At 31.0% G+C, this 21,271-nt stretch carries 18 protein-coding genes; 10 read left to right on the top strand and 8 right to left on the bottom strand.

All coding sequences use genetic code 11. The features are described 5' to 3' along the window. Positions 1-41: 41 nt before the first annotated feature. Positions 42-1,583 carry a glycine--tRNA ligase gene (locus tag WG950_RS07250; protein ID WP_340935210.1) on the top strand — a complete coding sequence of 514 codons (1,542 nt, stop codon included), beginning with the start codon at positions 42-44 and terminating at the stop codon, positions 1,581-1,583. A 194-nt stretch (positions 1,584-1,777) separates the two neighbouring features. After that, positions 1,778-2,182: a hypothetical protein gene (locus WG950_RS07245; protein WP_340935209.1), complete on the top strand. Its 405-nt coding sequence runs from the start codon at positions 1,778-1,780 to the stop codon at positions 2,180-2,182. Between the two features lie 119 nt (positions 2,183-2,301). Here WG950_RS07245 and groL read toward each other — a convergent pair whose 3' ends face one another. The 7 genes from groL to miaB all read right to left on the bottom strand — a co-directional run bounded on the left by groL (position 2,302) and on the right by miaB (position 8,884). Further along, positions 2,302-3,939 carry a chaperonin GroEL gene (groL, locus tag WG950_RS07240; protein WP_077811051.1) on the bottom strand — a complete coding sequence of 546 codons (1,638 nt, stop codon included), beginning with the start codon at positions 3,937-3,939 and terminating at the stop codon, positions 2,302-2,304. A gap of 110 nt (positions 3,940-4,049) precedes the next feature. Next, on the bottom strand, positions 4,050-4,325 hold the full coding sequence (locus tag WG950_RS07235) for a co-chaperone GroES (RefSeq protein ID WP_077811052.1): 276 nt from the start codon (positions 4,323-4,325) through the stop codon (positions 4,050-4,052). Positions 4,326-4,502: 177 nt separating this feature from the next. After that, positions 4,503-4,832, bottom strand: coding sequence for a preprotein translocase subunit SecG (gene secG / locus WG950_RS07230; RefSeq protein ID WP_077811053.1), 330 nt, complete (start codon positions 4,830-4,832; stop codon positions 4,503-4,505). Beyond that, positions 4,829-5,596 carry a hypothetical protein gene (locus WG950_RS07225; protein WP_340935205.1) on the bottom strand — a complete coding sequence of 256 codons (768 nt, stop codon included), beginning with the start codon at positions 5,594-5,596 and terminating at the stop codon, positions 4,829-4,831. Before WG950_RS07225 ends, secG begins: the two co-directional genes overlap by 4 nt. A 15-nt stretch (positions 5,597-5,611) precedes the next feature. Then, positions 5,612-6,118, bottom strand: coding sequence for an LptE family protein (locus tag WG950_RS07220; protein WP_077811055.1), 507 nt, complete (start codon positions 6,116-6,118; stop codon positions 5,612-5,614). A 2-nt stretch (positions 6,119-6,120) separates the two neighbouring features. Further along, positions 6,121-7,344, bottom strand: a complete 1,224-nt coding sequence (locus tag WG950_RS07215; protein WP_077811056.1) for a sigma-54 interaction domain-containing protein — start codon at positions 7,342-7,344, stop codon at positions 6,121-6,123. Between the two features lie 82 nt (positions 7,345-7,426). Continuing rightward, a complete protein-coding gene (gene miaB, locus WG950_RS07210) occupies positions 7,427-8,884 on the bottom strand; it encodes a tRNA (N6-isopentenyl adenosine(37)-C2)-methylthiotransferase MiaB (protein ID WP_079738088.1) in 1,458 nt (485 codons plus the stop codon). A 373-nt stretch (positions 8,885-9,257) separates the two neighbouring features. Between miaB and topA the strand changes: the two genes are divergently transcribed. From topA to WG950_RS07175, 7 genes are all read left to right on the top strand, one after another. Next, the gene (gene topA / locus WG950_RS07205; protein ID WP_340935202.1) at positions 9,258-11,777 is read left to right on the top strand and encodes a type I DNA topoisomerase; all 2,520 of its coding nucleotides are present in this window, start codon (positions 9,258-9,260) and stop codon (positions 11,775-11,777) included. Positions 11,778-11,815: 38 nt separating this feature from the next. Then, positions 11,816-12,976, top strand: coding sequence for a formimidoylglutamase (locus WG950_RS07200; RefSeq protein WP_340935200.1), 1,161 nt, complete (start codon positions 11,816-11,818; stop codon positions 12,974-12,976). Positions 12,977-13,082: 106 nt separating this feature from the next. Continuing rightward, entirely contained in the window at positions 13,083-14,456 is a 1,374-nt protein-coding gene (gldK, locus tag WG950_RS07195; protein ID WP_340935198.1) for a gliding motility lipoprotein GldK, read from the top strand. A gap of 32 nt (positions 14,457-14,488) precedes the next feature. Continuing rightward, complete coding sequence (gene gldL / locus WG950_RS07190) at positions 14,489-15,133, top strand: gliding motility protein GldL (protein WP_077811061.1); 645 nt, start codon at positions 14,489-14,491, stop codon at positions 15,131-15,133. A 41-nt stretch (positions 15,134-15,174) separates the two neighbouring features. Beyond that, positions 15,175-16,707 (top strand): gliding motility protein GldM, encoded by a 1,533-nt coding sequence (gldM, locus tag WG950_RS07185; RefSeq protein ID WP_340935195.1) that lies wholly within the window; start codon positions 15,175-15,177, stop codon positions 16,705-16,707. A gap of 14 nt (positions 16,708-16,721) precedes the next feature. Next, positions 16,722-17,576, top strand: coding sequence for a gliding motility protein GldN (gene gldN, locus WG950_RS07180; protein WP_340935193.1), 855 nt, complete (start codon positions 16,722-16,724; stop codon positions 17,574-17,576). 195 nt (positions 17,577-17,771) lie between these two features. Beyond that, positions 17,772-18,818 carry an FAD-binding oxidoreductase gene (locus WG950_RS07175; RefSeq protein WP_340935192.1) on the top strand — a complete coding sequence of 349 codons (1,047 nt, stop codon included), beginning with the start codon at positions 17,772-17,774 and terminating at the stop codon, positions 18,816-18,818. Position 18,819: 1 nt separating this feature from the next. On the opposite strand, the gene WG950_RS07170 is transcribed toward WG950_RS07175, so the two are convergent. Next, positions 18,820-19,200: a DUF983 domain-containing protein gene (locus tag WG950_RS07170; RefSeq protein WP_340935245.1), complete on the bottom strand. Its 381-nt coding sequence runs from the start codon at positions 19,198-19,200 to the stop codon at positions 18,820-18,822. A 76-nt stretch (positions 19,201-19,276) separates the two neighbouring features. Here WG950_RS07170 and WG950_RS07165 point away from each other — a divergent pair, with 76 nt between their 5' ends. Continuing rightward, positions 19,277-21,196 carry an ABC-F family ATP-binding cassette domain-containing protein gene (locus WG950_RS07165; RefSeq protein ID WP_340935191.1) on the top strand — a complete coding sequence of 640 codons (1,920 nt, stop codon included), beginning with the start codon at positions 19,277-19,279 and terminating at the stop codon, positions 21,194-21,196. Positions 21,197-21,271 lie beyond the last annotated feature (75 nt).

The raw sequence follows: 21,271 nt of genomic DNA, 5'->3' as shown, positions 1-21,271 counted from the left end.
TTCTTGAAAAAGTTGTCTAAACGTTTATCTTTGTCGCCATTATGGCAAAACAAGAAGATCAATTTAAAAAAGTATTATCGCACGCTAAAGAATATGGTTATGTATTTCAATCATCTGAAATTTATGACGGTTTAAGTGCGGTTTACGATTATGCTCAAAATGGTGTTGAGTTAAAGAAAAATATTAGAGATTATTGGTGGAAAGCAATGGTGCAAATGCACGAAAATATTGTTGGTATAGATGCATCTATTTTAATGCACCCAACAACTTGGAAAGCTTCTGGCCATGTAGATGCATTTAATGATCCTTTAATTGATAATAAAGATTCTAAAAAAAGATATAGAGCAGATGTTTTAATAGAAGATTATTGTGCCAAAATTGAAGGTAAAATAAACAAGGAAGTAACAAAAGCTGCAAAACGTTTTGGTGATGCATTTAATAAAGAAGAATTTTTAGCTACTAATGGTAGAGTTCTTGGTTATCAAGAAAAAATTAATACTATTTTATCTAGAATGGGTAAATCTTTAGAAAATGAAGATTTAGCTGATGTTAAATTATTAATTGAAGAATTAGAAATTGCAGACCCGTTAACAGGTTCTAAAAACTGGACAGAAGTTAAGCAGTTTAACTTAATGTTTGGTACTCAAATTGGTGCTTCAGCCGATAGTTCTACACAAGTATATTTAAGACCAGAAACTGCACAAGGTATTTTTGTGAATTTTTTAAATGTTCAGAAAACCGGACGAATGAAAATTCCTTTCGGAATTGCTCAAACTGGTAAAGCATTTAGAAATGAAATTGTTGCAAGACAATTTATTTTTAGAATGCGTGAGTTTGAACAAATGGAAATGCAATTTTTTGTGAAACCTGGTACACAAAAAGAATGGTATAATCAATGGAAAGAAACGCGTTTAAAATGGCATTTATCATTAGGTATGGGTGCAGATAATTACCGTTTTCATGATCATGATAAATTAGCTCATTATGCAGATGCTGCTGCAGATATCGAATTTAAGTTTCCTTTCGGATTTAAAGAATTAGAAGGAATTCATTCTAGAACAGATTTCGACTTAAAAGCTCATGAAGAATTTTCTGGTAAGAAATTACAATATTTCGATCACGAAGAGAACAAAAATTACACACCTTATGTAGTAGAAACTTCTATTGGTTTAGACAGAATGTTTTTAGCTGTTTTTTCTAATTCTTTACAAGAAGAAGCTTTAGAAAATGGTACAACAAGAACAGTTTTAAAATTACCAGCAGTTTTAGCGCCTTTTAAAGCAGCAATATTTCCGTTAGTTAAAAAAGACGGTTTACCAGAAGTTGCAAGGCAAATTATGGATGACTTAAAATGGGATTTTAATGTTTTTTATGATGAAAAAGATGCCGTTGGTAAACGTTACAGAAGACAAGATGCTGCAGGTACACCGTTTTGTATAACAGTAGATCATGATTCTTTAGAAGATAAATCTGTTACAATAAGACATAGAGACACCATGGAGCAAAAGCGTGTTAAAATTTCTGATTTAAAAGATATTATAAAAGCAGAAGTAGATATTAAAACTTGGTTGCAAAAAATGTAATTAAATTTTAACTATAAAGTATAAATACCTCATCATAATTGATGGGGTATTTTACTTAAGTACAAGTACTAGAATTTATAAAAAGAGTAATTACACGCTAAAATTATCAATTGTTTTATTTCAATTTTACAACTCTAAAAAGGTGGAATCTGAAAAACCTACAAAAGAGTAAGAAACTATAAAAACAATTTATTATGTCTGTAATTGCAAATATTGAAAATGAAGTTAAATTAGGAGGAGGAGCTCAGTTTTGGGTTTATATATCGCCACAAAATGATACAGCAAATGTTGTAAAAGGTTGGTCGGTTACATTTTCTCAAGGAAGTTGGAGTGATACAATAACTTCAGAAAACCCTACAAAACAAATTAAAACTCCAAATTTATCAGGAGACTTTAATATTGAAGTTACTGCATTAAATTCATCTACAAACCCACCTATGAGAGTTAATGTTCCTGCACAATCTGGTAGTAAAAATGTAATTGGCTGTAATGCTAATTGTGCCTCTTTTGTTGGTTTAATAGCCGATGAAAAACCTTTAATGGGAGGTGTTAATGTGAAATTCTGGACAACTTGGGACGCAATGTGTTCTCGAGGTTAATCGATATTTTATTAAAATTAAAAATCCGTTAGAAAATGAATTCTAACGGATTTTTTTATTTAATATTTCTCTTTAAAATCAAAATGATAAAAGATGAATTTATTTGTAGAAGTATGTTACTACATCATTCCTGGCATTCCACCACCCATTGGAGGCATTCCGCCACCTGCAGGTGCATCTTCTTTAATATCAATTAAAGCACATTCTGTAGTTAAAATCATTCCAGCAACAGAAGCTGCGTTTTCTAAAGCTACACGAGTTACTTTTTTAGGATCGATAATACCAGCATCTAACATATTTACATATTGATCTGATTTTGCATCATAACCAAAGTCTTTTTTACCTTCTAAAACTTTGTTTATTACAACAGAACCTTCGCCACCAGCGTTTTCTACAATAGTTCTTAAAGGAGCCTCAATTGCTTTGTTAACAATTTGTACACCTGTTGTTTCATCTAAGTTTTCTGTAGCTAATTTTTCTAATACTTTTTTAGCACGAACTAAGGCAACACCACCACCAGCAACAATACCTTCTTCTACAGCAGCTCTTGTTGCATGTAAAGCATCATCAACTCTGTCTTTCTTCTCTTTCATTTCTACTTCAGAGGCAGCACCAACATATAATACAGCAACACCACCAGCTAATTTAGCTAAACGTTCTTGTAATTTTTCTTTGTCGTAGTCTGATGTTGTAGTTTCTATCTGAGCTTTTATTTGACTAACTCTTGTTTTAATAGTATCTGCATCACCAGAACCATTTACAATTGTAGTATTATCTTTATCAATAGTAATGCTTTCTGCTGTACCTAATAAATCTAAAGTTGCGTTTTCTAAAGAGAATCCTCTTTCTTCAGAGATTACAGTTCCGCCAGTTAAAATAGCGATGTCTTCTAACATTGCTTTTCTTCTGTCTCCAAAACCAGGTGCTTTAACAGCTGCAATTTTTAATCCACCTCTTAATTTGTTTACTACTAAAGTTGCCAATGCTTGTCCATCTACATCTTCAGCAATAATTAATAAAGGTCTACCAGATTGAGAAACTGGTTCTAAGATTGGTAAAATTTCTTGTAAGTTAGAAATCTTCTTATCGAATAATAATACATAAGGATTTTCTAAATCTGCAATCATTTTATCGGCATCTGTAACAAAGTATGGCGATAAATAACCTCTATCAAACTGCATACCTTCTACAACATCTACATAAGTATCTGTTCCTTTAGCTTCTTCTACAGTAATTACACCTTCTTTACCAACTTTACCAAAAGCAGTAGCAATTAAATCTCCTATAACTGCATCGTTATTTGCAGAAATAGAAGCTACTTGTTGTATTTTTTCTGATGAATTACCAACTTTTTGAGTTTGCTTTTCTAAATCTGTAACAATTGCTTCTACAGCTTTGTCAATTCCGCGTTTTAAATCCATAGGATTTGCGCCTGCAGCAACATTTTTTAAGCCTTCTTTTACAATTGCTTGTGCTAAAACAGTAGCCGTTGTTGTACCATCACCAGCTAAATCGTTTGTTTTAGATGCAACTTCTTTTACCATTTGAGCTCCCATGTTTTCAAGCTCATTTTCTAATTCAACTTCTTTTGCAACAGAAACACCGTCTTTAGTTACAGTTGGTGCACCAAAAGATTTAGAAATAATTACATTTCTTCCTTTAGGTCCTAAAGTTACTTTTACGGCATTTGCCAATGCATCTACACCGCGTTTTAAACCATCTCTTGCTTCAATATCAAATTTTATATCTTTTGCCATTGTTTTTATTTTTTGATTTTAGCTTTGGCTCTAGGCTTTTAGCTAAAATAATTTGTTTTTACTTTATTGTTCTTTGCTTTAGGTAAATAGTCAAAAGCAAATAGCATTATTTATATGATCGCTAAAATATCAGATTCGCGCATCATTAAATAATCTTTACCTTCTAGTTTAAGGTCTGTTCCGCCATATTTACTGTATAAAACAGTATCACCAACTTTTACAGTTAATGGCTCGTCTATTTTACCATTACCTATGGCTACAACTGTACCTTGTTGTGGCTTTTCTTTTGCATTGTCTGGAATGATTAATCCGGAAGCTGTTTTTGTTTCTGCAGGTGCAGGTTCTACAAGAACTCTGTCTGCTAAAGGTTTAATGTTTAATCCCATTTTTAATACGTTTTATTGATTAAATTAATTTTTTTATACTTTCATAATAGTCAGAAATTATGCCATTAGATTATAACTGACATTTTTTCAATATTAGAAATAATTAAGCTGATTTTTGCGCAAAAAAAAATGCCAACGTGTCATTTACGTTGGCATTTTAAATTTTATAAATAATAGTTATTTTAAACTATCGTTTGTGCTTGTAGTTGGTTCTGCTGGCGTTGTAGTTTCTACACCGTCTAAAGTATTGTCTAATTGAAAATTATTATCGCCATCTCTAGGAATTGCAAAATTTGCTAATAAAATTAAAGCAAACATAGCAATTGCCAACGTCCAAGTTGTTCTGTCTAAAAAGTTGTTTGTGTTTTGTACACCACCTAAAGATTGTGCACCACCGCCACCAAAAGAAGAAGATAATCCTCCACCTTTAGGGTTTTGTACCATAACAATTAGGATTAAAGCTACTGCTACAATCAAAATAAGGATTAAAAAAGCTGTATAACTCATGATTTATTTTTTTGTAAAATTTGTATTCTTTTAATTTGGTCTGCAAAGAAACCACTTTTTTCTGGATATTTCAAACTTAAAATTCGATAAGCTTGTATTGCGTTTTCATACTTCTTTTGTTCTAGATAAACTTTGGCTAAAGTTTCTGTCATTAAAGCAGCGTCTTGTTTGTTTTTTGTAACTGGTACAGCAATCGTTTTTCCTTTTTCTAAAGGTTCTATTTTAGGATTATTTTTAATAAATTTATTAATAATATCTTCTGCTTTGATTGTCTTTTTTACTGGTTTTTTTTCTGTTCTTACAATTGCTTTTTTAGTAGATAATTGTAGCCATTGTTGAAAAGAGTGACTTTCTGAGTTAGAGAATGACAATGGTTTGCCTATTTCTAAATTTTCTTCTGCCTTATCAATAATCGTTGTTGTATTCGTTTCTTCATCAGCATTAACAGAAAGAATAGTTTCTTTTTGATGATTGTTTTCTAGTTTAGATGAAATTTGTTCGTGAATAGTTTCTTCTTTAGAAATTTCACTTTTAAAAGATGTTATGTAATTAAATAAAACAGTTCTGTCTGTTGTATATGCTGCCGTTAATTTTAACTCATTATTATACTTAAAACTGTCTTGATTTTTTAAGCCTTTTAAATACAAAGCTCTTGCTGCTTGAAAATAAGGAAATTCTTCGATTACAGATTTTAATTCGGCAGTTTCTATCTGCTGAATATCTGTTTTGCCTTTGGCGATTTGTATGAATGTAGAAGATTTCAATATTTAAAATTTAGTTTACCATTTACCAACAGAAGCATTGAAAATATCTTGCGTAATTCTGTCTATAATTTCTTCAAAAGCTGCTTCTTGCACGCTGCCGGTTAATTGAGATGTTGCTGGATAATCAGAATAGAATGAAAACGATTTTTCGAAATCTTTTTTCTCATCCGTATTATTAATATATCTAACGTTTACGGTAATTGTTAACCTGTTTTGGGCAGAAGTTTGCGCAGATGTTGCACTCATAGGCGCAATTCTGTAACTTGTAATTTCTCCGCTGAAATGCAAGTCTCCGTTATTTGGCGTTAATGTTAAATTTGTTTGCCTTGTGAATAAATCTTGTAATTCGTTTGTGAATTGCTGACTTAAAGTTGGCTCTATTAATTGGGCTTGATTAGGAAAAAAATCTACTTGAATTGTTTTTGCATTACCAACATCACCACCTGTAAAACCGTAAATTCCGCAACCAATTAATAAAAAAGAACTAATTGTAAAAAGTACTGTATAAATTAATTTTTTCATAATTATAAATCGTATTGTTTAATTTTTCTGTACAATGTTCTTTCAGAAATACCTAGTTCTTTAGCAGCAAGTTTTCTTTTATTATTGTTCTTTTCTAAAGATTTTTTTATCATTTCAATTTCTTTGTCTTGTAATGATAAAGATTCATCTTCTTCTATAGTTTCTATAAAATCGTATTCTTTGTCTTCAGAATTATTTTGCGGAATATTTAGAACTTCGATATCGTGTTCTTTTAATTCTTTATCGCTATAAATTTTTTCTAATAATTGATGATTTTCTTCTTGTACTTGTTCTATATCTCCGTTTTTCATTAAATCTAACGTTAACTTTTTTAAATCGTTAATGTCGTTTCTCATGTCAAACAAAATCTTGTACATAATGTCTCTTTCCGTAGAAAAATCATTTTCTTTTTTACCACCAACAACTGCTGGTAAATTACCGTTGTTATTTGGTAAGTATTGGTTTAGCTTAGAAGCTGTAATGGTTCTACTTTCTTCGATTACAGAAATTTGTTCTGCTAAGTTTTTTAACTGACGAATGTTACCCGGAAAGCGATAGTTTAATAAAACATTTACTGCATTTTCATCTAATCGAATAGAAGGCATTCTATATTTCTGAGCAAAATCTGCTGCAAATTTTCGAAATAATAAATGAATATCTTCATTACGATCTCTTAAGGCAGGTAATTGAATTTCTACAGTGCTTAATCTGTAATACAAATCTTCTCTAAAACGTTCTTTTTCTATAGCTGCTTGCATATTTACGTTAGTTGCAGCTACAATTCTAACGTTCGTTTTTAAAGTTTTAGAAGAACCAACTTTTATAAACTCTCCGTTTTCTAAAACACGTAATAATCTTACTTGGGTTGTTAAAGGTAACTCACCAACTTCATCTAAAAATATGGTACCACCGTCAGCTACTTCAAAGTATCCTTTTCTGTCTTGTGTAGCACCTGTAAAAGATCCTTTTTCGTGACCAAAAAGTTCGCTATCAATAGTTCCTTCTGGTATTGCACCACAGTTTACAGCAATGTATTTTGCATGTTTTCTATGAGATAAAGAGTGTATTATTTTAGGAATACTTTCTTTACCAACACCACTTTCTCCGGTAACTAATACAGAAATATCTGTAGGTGCAACTCTTACTGCTTTTTCTAAAGCTCTATTAAGTTGCAAATCGTTACCAATTATGCCAAAACGTTGTTTGATTGCTTGTAAGTTTTCCATTTTCTTTTTCTTAGAATAGAGAAAAAAGAATAAAGAGATAAGATTTTTCTTAAAACCTATCTCTAGATTTCTTTTCTAAAAATTAATTATTATCAGAATACCCAATAACAGTTCCTTTTAAGGTTGCAGAAGTACAATCTTCTATTTTAACCATTACAAAGTCTCCTAATTTATAGTTTCCTTTATCAAAAACAGCAACGGTGTTTTGGGTATTTCTACCTTTCCATTCGTTAGGGTTTTTCTTAGATGTACCTTCAATTAAAAACTCTTCTACTTTACCTAAATGTTGTTGAGTTCTGTATAAGGCATGTTCTTGTTGTAAATCTATAACCTCTTGTAATCTTCTTTTTTTAACTTCTTGCGGTACATCATCTTCCATTTTGTTACCGGCTAAAGTACCTGGTCTTTCAGAATAAGAAAACATAAAACCAAAATCGTATTTTACATATCTCATTAAGTCTAAAGTATCTTGATGATCTTGCTCTGTTTCTCCGCAGAAACCAACAATCATATCTTGAGATAAAGACATTTCTGGTACAATTTTAAAAATATTGTCAACCAGCTCCATATATTCTTCTCTAGTATGTTGTCTGTTCATTGCTTTTAGCATGGCGTTACTTCCGCTTTGAACAGGTAAGTGTAAATATTTACAAATATTTTTATGTTTAGCCATTACATGAATAACGTCTAAATGCATGTCTTGCGGATTCGATGTAGAAAAACGAAAACGAGTTTTTGGAAATTTAGTAGCACAAATATCTAACAACTCTGCAAAACCAACTGCAGTGGCTTGTGCCATTTCAGAAGCTTTTTTAAAATCTTTCTTTAAACCACCGCCATACCATAAATAACTATCTACGTTTTGACCAAGCAAAGTAATTTCTTTATAATTTTGATCTACCATTTGACCAATTTCTTCTAAAATACTTTTAGGGTCTCTACTTCTTTCTCTACCACGTGTAAAAGGAACTACGCAAAAAGTACACATATTATCGCAACCTCTGGTGATAGAAACAAATGCAGATACACCGTTAGAATTTAAACGAACAGGTGCAATATCTCCGTAAGTTTCTTCTTTAGATAAAATTACATTTACGGCATCTCTACCTTCATTAACTTCTTCTAATAAGTTAGGTAAATCTTTATAAGCATCTGGGCCTACAACTAAGTCTACAATTTTTTCTTCTTCTAAAAATTTTTCTTTTAGACGTTCTGCCATACAGCCTAAAACGCCTACTTTCATATTTTTATTAGATTCTCTTTTTACTCTATTGTATTTTTGTAAACGTTTACGAACAGTAGTTTCTGCTTTTTCTCGGATAGAACATGTGTTCACCAAAACCAAGTCTGCTTCTTCTAATATTTGGGTTGTATTATAACCTTGCTTGTCTAAAATAGCAGCAACAATTTCACTATCATTCATATTCATTTGACAACCGTAGCTTTCAATAAATAATTTTTTAGTGTTTTGTTCTTTATTTTCTGTAACAAGTGCTTTACCTTGTATTCTTTCGTCTATTACTTTTTCGATTTGCTCCATAATTCAAAAAATGAGATGCAAATATACAACCAAAATTCAAATTGAATGACAAATTGGCAGAAAACAAATAATTATCAATTATAAATTAACAGAAATATAAAGAACATTCATTTTTTCTAATTTTTATTCAATCTTTTGAATCCTGTTTTTAAGATTTACTTTGATATACTTCAAAATAAATCAAAAAAATAAAATTTATAAAACAGAATATAAAAGTGTAATTAATGTAAATTTAAGTTGATTTTAAAGGTCTTTTTGTATTAAAAATGATGTAAAAAGAAACTAAAAAAAGAATTAATAAAAAAAACTACATACTTTTGCAGTTGGATAAAGTGCGATTTCGATTGCATTAATTACGAAAACAGAAAGATAAATGGCAAAGAATTTAGTAATTGTAGAGTCACCAGCTAAAGCGAAGACGATAGAAAAATTTTTAGGAAAAGATTTTCAAGTAGAGTCTAGCTATGGGCACATTGCAGACTTACCTTCTAAAGAATTAGGAATTGATGTAGATGGAGACTTTAGTCCTAAATATATAGTATCAGACGATAAAAAACCCGTTGTAAAAAAGTTAAGAACTTTAGCGAAAAAAGCAGACACTGTTTGGTTAGCAAGTGATGAGGATCGAGAAGGAGAAGCTATTGCGTGGCACTTAAAAGAGCAGTTAGATTTAAAAGACGATAACACAAAACGTATCGTTTTTCATGAAATTACTAAAAATGCCATTTTAAAAGCGGTTGATAATCCTAGAGATATAGATTATAATATGGTGAACGCACAACAAGCGCGTAGAGTTTTAGATAGGCTTGTTGGTTACGAATTATCGCCAGTTTTATGGCGTAAAGTAAAAGGAGGATTATCTGCAGGTAGGGTTCAATCTGTTGCTGTAAGGTTAATTGTAGAAAGAGAACGTAGTATTTTAGATTTTAAACCAGCTACACATTATAAAGTAGTAGCACAGTTTTCTAATTTAGAAGGAAAATCTTTTAAAGCAACAATACCAAAAAACTTCGACTCTAAAAAAGCGGCAGAAAGTTTCTTAAATTCTTGTGCAAATGCAGGTTTTAAAATTGCAGATTTAACTAAAAAACCTGCAAAAAAATCTCCGGCAGCACCGTTTACAACTTCTACATTACAACAAGAAGCATCAAGAAAGTTAGGGTTTCCGGTAGGTAAAACAATGCAAGTAGCACAGCGTTTGTATGAAGCCGGTTTAATTACTTATATGAGAACAGATAGTGTGAACTTATCTGTAGACGCAAGAAATGCTGCCGAAGAAGAAATAAGCAATTATTACGGAAAAGAATATAGTAAGCAACGTGTTTTTAAATCGAAAGCAAAAGGAGCCCAAGAAGCTCACGAAGCGATTAGGCCAACAAACATGAAAATGCATTCTATAGATACAGAATACGATCAAAATAGATTGTATGATTTAATCTGGAAAAGAACATTGGCGTCTCAAATGAGCGATGCACAATTAGAGCGTACAAACGTTAAAATAGAAAATTCTGAAAACGATAAAATCTTTACTGCAAACGGAGAGATGATTAAGTTTGAAGGTTTCTTAAAGGTTTATTTAGAAGGTAATGATGATGAAGATGGTGAAGAACAAGCTGGTATGTTGCCAAATTTAAAAGTAAACGATGCTTTAGAATATACATTTATAAACGCAACACAGCGTTTTACTAGTCCGCCATACAGATTTACAGAAGCTTCTTTGGTAAAACAATTAGAAGAATTAGGTATTGGTAGACCATCTACGTATGCACCAACAATTTCTACGGTTCAAAGAAGAGGTTATATAGAAAAAGGACAAAACGAAGGTATAGAAAGAGAATATCAGCAATTAATTTTAGCTAATGGTGCCGTAAAAAGCGAAACGTTATCAGAAAAAACAGGTTCTAATAAAAACAAATTAGTGCCAACAGATATTGGTAATATTGTAAACGACTTTTTGGTAGCTAATTTTTCTAATATTTTAGACTTCGGATTTACAGCTCGAGTAGAAAATTCTTTTGATGATATTTCTGAAGGAGATGAAGATTGGATAGAAATGATTAAAAGTTTCTATATCAAATTTCATGATAATGTTGAAGATGTAAAGGAAAATGCAGAAAGAGAATCCGGAGAACGTATTTTAGGTAAACATCCAGAGTCTGGCAAAACAGTTTTAGTACGTTTGGGTAAATTTGGTCCTATAGCGCAAATTGGTGCGCCAGAAGACGAAGAAAAACAATTTGCGAGTCTTAACAAAGATCAGCAATTAGGTACAATTACTTTAGAAGAAGCTTTAGAATTATTTTTGTTACCAAAAACTTTAGGTACATACGAAGGCGAAGAAGTTATTGTTTCTAATGGTCGTTTTGGGCCATACATCCGTTTCGGAAAAATGTTTGTTTCTCTTGATAAAGGAGAGAACCCGATGGAAGTAGATTTGCCAAGAGCAGAAGAATTAATTGTTGCTAAGCAAAAAGCAGATGCGCCAATTTATCATTACGAAGATTTACCAGTACAAAAAGGTGTTGGGCGTTTTGGGCCATTTATTAAATGGAACTCAATGTTTATCAACGTAAATAAAAAATACGATTTCGATAATTTATCTGATGATGATATTGTTGAGTTAATCGAGGTGAAAAAGCAAAAAGAAATAGATAAAGTTATTCATAATTGGGAAGACGAAGGTATTCGAGTTGAAAAAGCAAGATGGGGTCGTTTTAATGTAATAAAAGGTAAAATTAAAATTGAATTACCTAAAACTACAGCCATAGAAAAACTAACCAAAGCAGAAGCTATCAAAATGATAGAAGCTAAAGCACCTAAGAAAAAGGCAGCAAAGAAAAAATCAGCAGCCAAAAAGAAAACTACAGCTAAAAAAACGACAAAGAAGAAATAATTAGTTAGTATCTTGCATACTTTATTTATAAAAAATTGATGAGCCAAGACTTTTTAACCCCTATAAAAGATTCGGTTGTTGCAAGTTTATTGCAGCAATCTCAGTCATGTTTGGGGCAACATATTCAAATTCATTCTAAAGAAGAAGGCTTTCCTGATTTAGAAAATGTTCAAATAGCTATTTTCGGAGTAAAAGAAGATCGAAATTCACATAACAACTTTGGTTGTGGTGAAGATTTGTTTAAAATCAGAGAAAAGTTTTATCAATTATTTCCAGGAAATTGGCACACAAATATTGTAGATTTAGGAAATGTAGAAAAAGGTAATAAGGTTTCTGATACTTATTTTGCCGTTAAAGAGATTATAACTTCTTTAATCAAAGAAAACATTATTCCTGTTATTATTGGCGGTGGTCAAGATATTACTTACGTAAATTACAGAGCTTATGACGAGCTAGAGCAATCTGTAAATATTACGGCTGTAGATAGTAGATTCGATTTAGGTAATTTAGAAGGCGAATTAAGTTCTCAATCTTACTTAAGTAAAATTATTATGCAAGAGCCTAATAATTTATTTAATTACTGCAACGTTGGGTACCAAACCTATTTTAACTCGCAAGAAGAAATAGCATTGTTAGATAATTTATTTTTTGATGCGTATCGATTAGGGAAATCTAAAGAATTAGAAAATATAGAGCCAGCATTTAGAAATGCAGATATTGTTTCTATAGATATTGGTGCTATTCGACAAAGTGAAGCACCCGCTAATAATAATGCCTCTCCAAACGGATTTTACGGTCAAGAACTTTGTGCAATTTCTAGATATGCAGGTATTAGCGATAAAGTTTCGTCTTTTGGTATTTACGAATACAATTCTAAGCTAGATAATAACAATCAAACAGCACATTTAATCGCACAAATTATTTGGTATTTTATAGAAGGAGTTAACTACAGAGTAAAAGATTATCCATTTTCCGGTAAAGAAAATTATCAGAAATTTACAGTTTTATTTGATGATGATGAACCTTTAACTTTTTACAAGAGTAATAAATCTGGTAGATGGTGGGTAGAAATAAATATTTTGTCAAATAATAAATACAAAAGACATGCGTTAATACCATGTACATATCAAGATTATACAGAAGCAACCAAGCAAATTATACCAGAAAAATGGTATAAAGCAATGAAAAAGATGGTATAGTTTACAAGATTATAAAAAAATGAATACGTTAAATGCGATTTCAATATTGTTTTTTAACAAAAAAAATAATAGGTTTACGAACTTTTAGTTAAGATATAAACAGAATATGAAGAAAGCAGCAATATTTGCACTTTTATTAGCAGTAATTTACAGTTGTGGCTCTAATGATAGAGGAGAGTTGGTGGGTGTTAAAGTTAAGAAGAAATGGTTTTCAGAAAAACCATACGGTATGGCTTTAATTCCTGGTGGTTCATTTACAATGGGTAAGCAAGATCAAGATATTATTGGTACTATGAATGCACCAACAAAAACAGTTACTGTTAGGCCTTATTATATGGATGAAACTGAAGTTACTAACAATGAATACAAAGAATTTGTTCATTGGGTTAGAGATTCTATCGTAAGAACAAGATTGGGATATCAAGCAGAGTTTGCCGCTTTAAGTGCTACTCCAAATCCTGATGGAGCTTTACCTTCTGGTGGAATACATGAGTATGCTTTTGCTACAGTAGATACCACAGATGCAACACCTTACCAAAGATATATGTATGAAAACTACTGGAGCTTAGGCGATGGTATCGATTCTATAAAACCATTAAATTGGGAAACTGAATTAGTTTGGAAAAAAGAAGAATATCCAGATATTGATTATGTAGAGGTAATGGATTCTCTATATATTAGTAGAGAAGAAGCTGTTGACGGTATTAGAACTTTTAATCCTAAATTCTTAAAGTATAGATATTCTTGGTTTGATAGAGATAATGCAGCAAGAAAAGGAGGGAATAGAAAAGATTTTGTTCAAACTGAAGTTTTAAATATTTACCCAGATACAACTGCTTGGGTAAAAGATTTTAATTATTCTTACAATGATCCTATGCACCAAGATTATTTTTATCACCAATCTTATGGAGATTACCCTGTTGTTGGTATAACTTGGGAGCAAGCAAATGCTTTCTGTAATTGGAGAACTAAAAAGAAAAATGATTATTTAAAAGGAAGAAAAAACGCTACTCAAGTACCAGATTTTAGATTGCCTACAGAAGCAGAATGGGAATATGCTGCACGTGGAGGTTTAGAATTTGCAACATATCCATGGGGAACAGGAGGAACAACTAGTGATAGAGGTTGCTTTTTAGCAAACTTTAAGCCTGTTAGAGGTAACTATGCTGTAGACGGTGCTTTATATACTATGGAAGCTAAGTCTTTTAATGCAAACGATTACGGTTTGTACAATATGGCTGGTAATGTTTCTGAGTGGACAAATACAGCATATAACTTATCTTCTTACTACATGGCTTCTACAATGAACCCTAATGTTGAGGATAGAAAAAATAAAAGAAAAATTGTAAGAGGTGGTTCATGGAAAGATGTAGCATACTTTTTAGAAGTAAGTTCTAGAGATTATGAATATGCAGATACTGCAAGAAGCTACATTGGTTTTAGAACCGTTCAAAACTATATCGGAACAGGAAATAAATAATAATAAAAACCCCTAAATTAATTTAAAGAAAAATGGCACAGTCAAGAGCGTACAAAAAAGGAATGAATTTCGTTTACGGAATTGGAGCAGCAGTAGTAATTATTGGAGCTTTATTCAAGATTCAACATATAAATATCGGGCCAATTACAGGTGGTTTAATGCTAACAATTGGTTTAATTGCAGAAGCGATAGTATTCTTAATTTCTGCTTTTGATGCACCAGAAGAAGATTTAGATTGGTCTAAAGTTTATCCAGAATTAGCAGAAGGAGGAATTTCTTCTAAAAAAGAAACTAAAAAATTAGGAGCAGAAGGAATGCTTTCTCAAAAATTAGATAGTTTATTACAAGAAGCAAAAATAGATTCTAACTTAATGGCAAGTTTAGGTTCTAGCATGAAAAACTTTCAAAATGCAGCAGAAGGATTATCTGCAGCATCTGGTTCTGTTGCTTCTACCAATAAATATAACGAAGAAATGTCTAAAGCTGCATTACAAATGGAGTCTTTAAATAATTTATACAAAGTTCAGGTAGAAAATACAAGCAAACAAGCAGAATTAAATACTTCTGTTGTAGAAAATACAGAAAGATTACACGAGCAAATGAAAGCTTTAGCAAGCAACTTGTCTTCTTTAAACGGAGTATATGGTAACATGCTATCTGCAATGTCAAACAAATAATTAGTTTCACTAATGTATATTTAACTTAAAAACTAATTAGAATGGCAGGAGGAAAAATGTCCGCAAGACAGAAGATGATTAACTTAATGTATCTTGTATTTATTGCAATGTTAGCAATGAATATGAGTAAAGAAGTTTTATCTGCTTTTGGATTTATGAACGAAAAATTAGTAGAAAACAACCTTTCTACAGCAGAAAAAAATGCTTTAGCTTATACAAATTTGGCAACAAAGGCTTCTGAACAACCAGAAAAATTTGGACCATTAAAGCAGAAAGCAGACAAAGTAAAAGAATACTCTTCTGAGTTTTATCAATATTTAGCAGATTTAAAGTCTAAAATGACTGCAGATATAGAAGATAAAGACAATTATGAAGAGATGGACAAAACAGATTGGTTAGATGCTTATTTCTTTAAAGGAGACAATTATACAGCAGAAGGGCAAGAGTTTTTAGATAAAATGGATGGTTACAGAAATAATGTTTTAAATGCATTAGGATCTGATAGTAAATTTGCACCTGTCTTAAATAACAGGTTTTCTACAGACGATGTAGTAGATCAAGAAACAGGGAAAGAAATTCCATTTTTAAGAGCAAGGTATGAAGGTTTTCCGATGGTAGCTTCATTAACAAACTTTACACAAATACAAGCTGATGTAAAAAATACTGAAAGCGATATAATTTCAGATTTATTAGGCGGACAATTAGAAAGTGAAGTTTCTATGTCTAATTATAATGGTGTTGTACAACTTGATAAGAATGCTTTTTATCCTGGTGATAAAGTTACAGGAAGTGTTGTTTTAGGAAGGTATGACCCAAGCTTAAAACCTAGTAGAGTAGAATTAAATGGTAAAAAATACGATAACTTTAAAGATGGTAGCGTAGTTTTAGATTTAAGAGCTGGTAGTGTTGGAGAAAAAGATATTAAAGGAACAATTTACTTTATGGAAAACGGAGAAGAAGTTCCGGTTCCTTTTAAAAGTTCTTATTCTGTAATTTCTAAACCAAACGCGCCTGTTGTATCTGCAGATAAAATGAATGTAGTATATAGAGGTTTATCAAATCCTATATCTATTTCTTTACCAGGTGTGCCAGATAAAGATGTTAGAGCAAGTGCACCAGGATTGCAAAAAACTGGTTCTGGTAAATACATGATGAGACCAAAAGCAGGAAATACAGTTAGTATTAATGTTTCTGCAAAATTAGCAGATGGTAAAAATGTAAACACAAAAACTGTGTTCAGAATTAAAGATATACCAGCAGCAATGGGAACAGTAAGAGGACAATTTGGGACAGTAAGAATGCCTAAATCTGGTTTAGCAAATACGCCAATAGGTGCAGGTTTGCCAGATTTCTTATTCGACTTAGATTTAAGAGTAACAAGCTTTAAAGTAAAAGTGCCAGGTCAATTAGCAATAATTGTAAATGGTTCTAAATTAAATGCAGCAGCCAAAAAAGCACTTTCTAAAGCAAGAAGAGGAGATATAATTAATATTTTCGGTATTCAAGCAGTAATAAAAAATAACTCTTATAAACTAAAAAAGGTATTACCAGTTAATATAGAGTTAACAAACTAGAAATAAACATAGTTATGATTAAAAATTGTGTAATAATAGTATTCGCTATCCTAACAACAGGTTTTGTAAATGCGCAAGCAAATTTACTAAACGCAAAATCTGTAGACCAAATTGGTGTAAAAAGCGATCAGCAATTGGCAGCAGATAATGATGGTCCAATTCCTTATGGTTACGTAGACGACAGAGACGTTTTATGGTCTAAAGTTGTGTGGGAATTTATCGATTTAAATCAAAAGATAAACCTACCATATTACTTTCCTATAGATACAACTAATATTTCTTCTGATAGAAGATCTTTGTTTTACACAATCATAAAAGGTATAAAGCAAGGTAAAATTAAAGAAGCATACGACGATTCTTTTTTTACTTCAAAAATTACACAACAAGAAATAGACCAACGTTTAATTAACGTTCGTGAAGAGAATGGTTATACAGATACTTTTAGAATCCAAACAGAAGATGTTGCAGGTTATATGATTAAAGGTATGTGGTATTTTGATAAGCGTCAAGGCGAGTTAAAATACAGAATGTTAGCTTTAGCGCCAATGGGTAAAGATGTTCAAACACTAGGCGTTCAAGAAATTGAAGACGATGAGTTGTACGAATTATTCTGGATTTTCTTTCCTTCGGCAAGAGAAGTATTACACGATGCTAAAGTTTTTAATCCAAAAAATGCATCACAACCAATATCTTTCGATCATTTGTTAAATGCAAGAAGGTTTAGCTCTACTATTATTAGAGAAGAAAATATTTACGGTAATAGAGCCATAGAAGACTATGTTAGAGGTAATTCTTTATTTCAGTTGCTAGAAGCAAACAAGATTAAAGAAGACATTAGAAACAGAGAAATAGATATGTGGAATTATTAATTCGCAATTTAAATTCATACAAAACGTTTGCGTAAGCAAGCGTTTTTTTTATTTGAAGCTATTTCCTGCTTTCAACACTCGCTTTTTTTCATTCTTCAAAAAGAGCTCAAACAAATGTTTCAATCAGGGCTAAACTTGTTTGCAACAATTAGAAATACTAGCTTATTAAAGCTTATTTATGTACTATTAATTATTATGAAAGTAGATTATATTATAGTTGGTTTAGGTTTGGCAGGTTTAGCTTTTGCAGAAGAGTTATTAAAAGCTAACAAAACATTTATTGTTTTCGAAGATGCGTCGCAAACATCATCTTTAGTTGCTGGCGGAGTTTATAATCCTGTAATTTTAAGAAGATTTACACCTGTTTGGCAAGCTGCAGAACAATTAGCAATTGCAATGCCATTTTATAAGCGTTTAGAAGAGAAATTACAAGAAAAATTTGATCAGAAAATAGAAATCAAAAGAGCATTTAAGTCTGTCGAAGAACAAAACAATTGGTTTGCAGCATCTGATAAAACAAGATTAAAAGAATTTTTAAATTCAGATTTAGAACATAAAAAGGTAGATGGCGTAATTGGTGATTTTGGTTTCGGAATTGTAAATGAAACCGGAAGAATTGATACGTTAAAACTTGTAAATGCATATCGTAATTATTTAGAAGACAATAATGCAATTCAATTTGAAAAATTCGATCACTCTCTTTTAGAAATATCAGAAAATAAAATCATTTATAAATCAATTACATCTTCTAAAATTGTTTTTTGCGAGGGCTTTGGTTTAAAAGAAAATCCTTTCTTTAATTATTTACCTTTAGATGAAGTAAAAGGAGAGTTAATTACAATTCATGCTCCGGAATTAAATATCGATTTTTTATTAAAATCAGCGTTATTTTTAATCCCTTTAGGTGAAAATAAATACAAGGTTGGTGCAACTTTTAATCATAAAGATAAAACATCAGTGGCATCAGCATCTGGTAGAGAAGAATTGGTGTTAAAACTTAAAAAAGTTATAGACGTACCGTATACAATATTAGATCAAACTGCGGGTATTCGACCAGCCACTGCAGATAGAAGACCTTTTGTAGGAGTGCATCCAACGCATAAAAACTTGGCAATTTTAAATGGCTTAGGCACAAGAGGTGTAATGATAGCACCCAAACTAGCTTCTAATTTGTATGATTTTATAGAAAATAATATTGCTTTAGATGAAGCAGCAGATATAAAAAGATTTCAGAATGTATAAACTACTTTTTAGTTTTAGGTTCGTAAGAAACAAACATATTAATCCATAAAATTCTAGACAATCTTAAATTTACTGGTGCCAATAAAATTAAAGTGACAATGATAGTAGCAAAAGATTGTAATAAGCCTAAGTTAAATATTAAAGATGAAATTAAAAAGGTAGCTACAGAAAGCGCAACTGTAATACCATAATTAACATACATTGCTCCATAAAAAAATGAAGGTTCCATCATATATTTTAAATTACAGTTTGGGCAGTTATCGTGCAATTGTGTAATTTTAGAAGGATTAAAAGTGAATTTATATTTAAAAAAATCACCTTCGTGGCACTTAGGGCACTTTCCTTTAGCAATACTATATATTTTTGTTCCTTTTTTAAACATCTTAACCTTAAAATTTATATACTTTTGCAAAGGTAAATTTTTTACATCTTTAATTTAGTAACAATTATTACATTTCATGCTAAACGTTCATAATTTAACAGTTTCATTTATGGGAACTGATTTGTTTTCTGGTATTACTTTCAAATTAAATAAAGGAGACAGAATTGGTTTAATAGGTAAAAATGGAGCAGGAAAATCTACACTTTTAAAAGTTCTTTCTAAGGATATTGAAAGTAGTGGAGGTACAATGGCGTTTGATAAAGATGTGCAAATTGGTTTTTTAAGACAAGATATAGATTTTGTTGAAGGAAGAACTATCTTAGAAGAAGCATATCAAGCATTCGAAGAAATTAAAGAAATAGAACTACAATTAGATCAAATAAACGAACAATTAGCTACAAGAACAGACTACGAAAGTGAATCTTATAGCCAATTAATTATTGATTTAACAGAAAAAACAGAACGTTACGAGCTTTTAGGAGGTTACAACTATCAAGGAGACACGGAAAAAATTTTACAAGGTTTAGGTTTTAAAAGAGAAGACTTTGACAAACTAACCGATACTTTTTCTGGAGGATGGAGAATGCGAATTGAATTGGCAAAATTATTATTACAAAATAATGATATTTTGCTTTTAGATGAGCCAACAAACCACTTAGATATCGAATCTATTATTTGGTTAGAAAACTTTTTAAAAGGATACGCTGGTGCAATTGTATTGGTTTCTCACGATAAAATGTTTTTAGATAACGTAACAAATAGAACTATAGAAATTTCTTTAGGGCAAATTTACGATTACAAAAAACCTTATTCAGAATTTTTGCTTTTAAGAGGAGAAATTAAAGAAAAGCAATTACAAGCTCAAAAGAATCAAGAGAAAGAAATAAAGCAAAAACAACACTTAATAAATAAGTTTAAAGCCAAAGCTAGTAAAGCCTCTATGGCGCAATCTTTAATGAAACAACTAGATAAAGTTGAGTTGATTGAAGTAGATCAAGACGATAATCAGGCAATGAATGTTCGATTTAACATTTCTAGAGAACCTGGTAAAATTATTGTTGAAGCAGAAAATTTGTGTAAAAGCTATGGCGATAAACACGTTTTAGAAGGTGTAGACTTATTAATAGAAAGAAATAGTAAAATTGCTTTTGTTGGTCAAAACGGACAAGGAAAATCTACACTGGCAAAAATGATGGTTGGAGAAATTCCGTTTGAAGGTCATTTAAAATTAGGTCATAATGTAGAAGTTGGTTATTTCGCTCAAAACCAATCAGAACATTTACCACCAGAAAAAACAGTTCTAGAAATCATGGAAGATGCAGCAACAGATACTAACAGAATGCGTGTTAGAGATATGTTGGGGTCTTTCTTATTTGGTGGAGATGCTGTAGATAAAAAAGCAAAAGTACTTTCTGGAGGAGAAAGAAATCGATTGGCATTATGTAAATTATTATTGCAACCATTTAATGTTTTAATAATGGATGAGCCAACAAACCACTTAGATATTGCCTCTAAAACAGTTTTAAAAGAAGCTTTAAATAACTTTAATGGTACATTAATTGTAGTTTCTCACGATAGAGAATTCTTACAAGGTTTAACTACCACAGTTTATGGTTTTAAAGACAAAGAAATTAAAGAATATTTAGGTGATATCGATTATTTCTTAGATCAACATAAATTAGAAAATTTAAGAGAAGCAGAAAAAAGAACGGTTGTAAAAGTTGCTAAAGACACTTCTAAAAAAGAAGCACATTTATTATCTAGAGAACAAGAAAAAGAGTTGAAAAAACTAAATAATAAACTCTCTAAAGTAGAAACCGAAATTGCAGATTTAGAAAAAGAAATAGAAAAAATAGACTTAGAATTGGCTAATAATTACGATGAAGTTTCATCTAGACCAAATTTCTTTGAAAAATACAAAGCTAAAAAAGCAAAATTAGATGCTGCAATGGAAGATTGGGAAAAAATAGAAGCGCAAGTTTCTAACTTCTCATAATTCTATCTAAATTTTATTCCTGATTTTAATCAGGAAACTTAAACTAAATACTAAAATTTTAAAAATTCTTGTAGT

The sequence above is a fragment of the Polaribacter marinaquae genome (assembly GCF_038019025.1).
GTDB lineage: Bacteria > Bacteroidota > Bacteroidia > Flavobacteriales > Flavobacteriaceae > Polaribacter > Polaribacter marinaquae.
The sequence above is the reverse complement of the archived record's forward strand: the minus strand, read 5'-3'. Positions and strand labels throughout refer to the sequence as shown.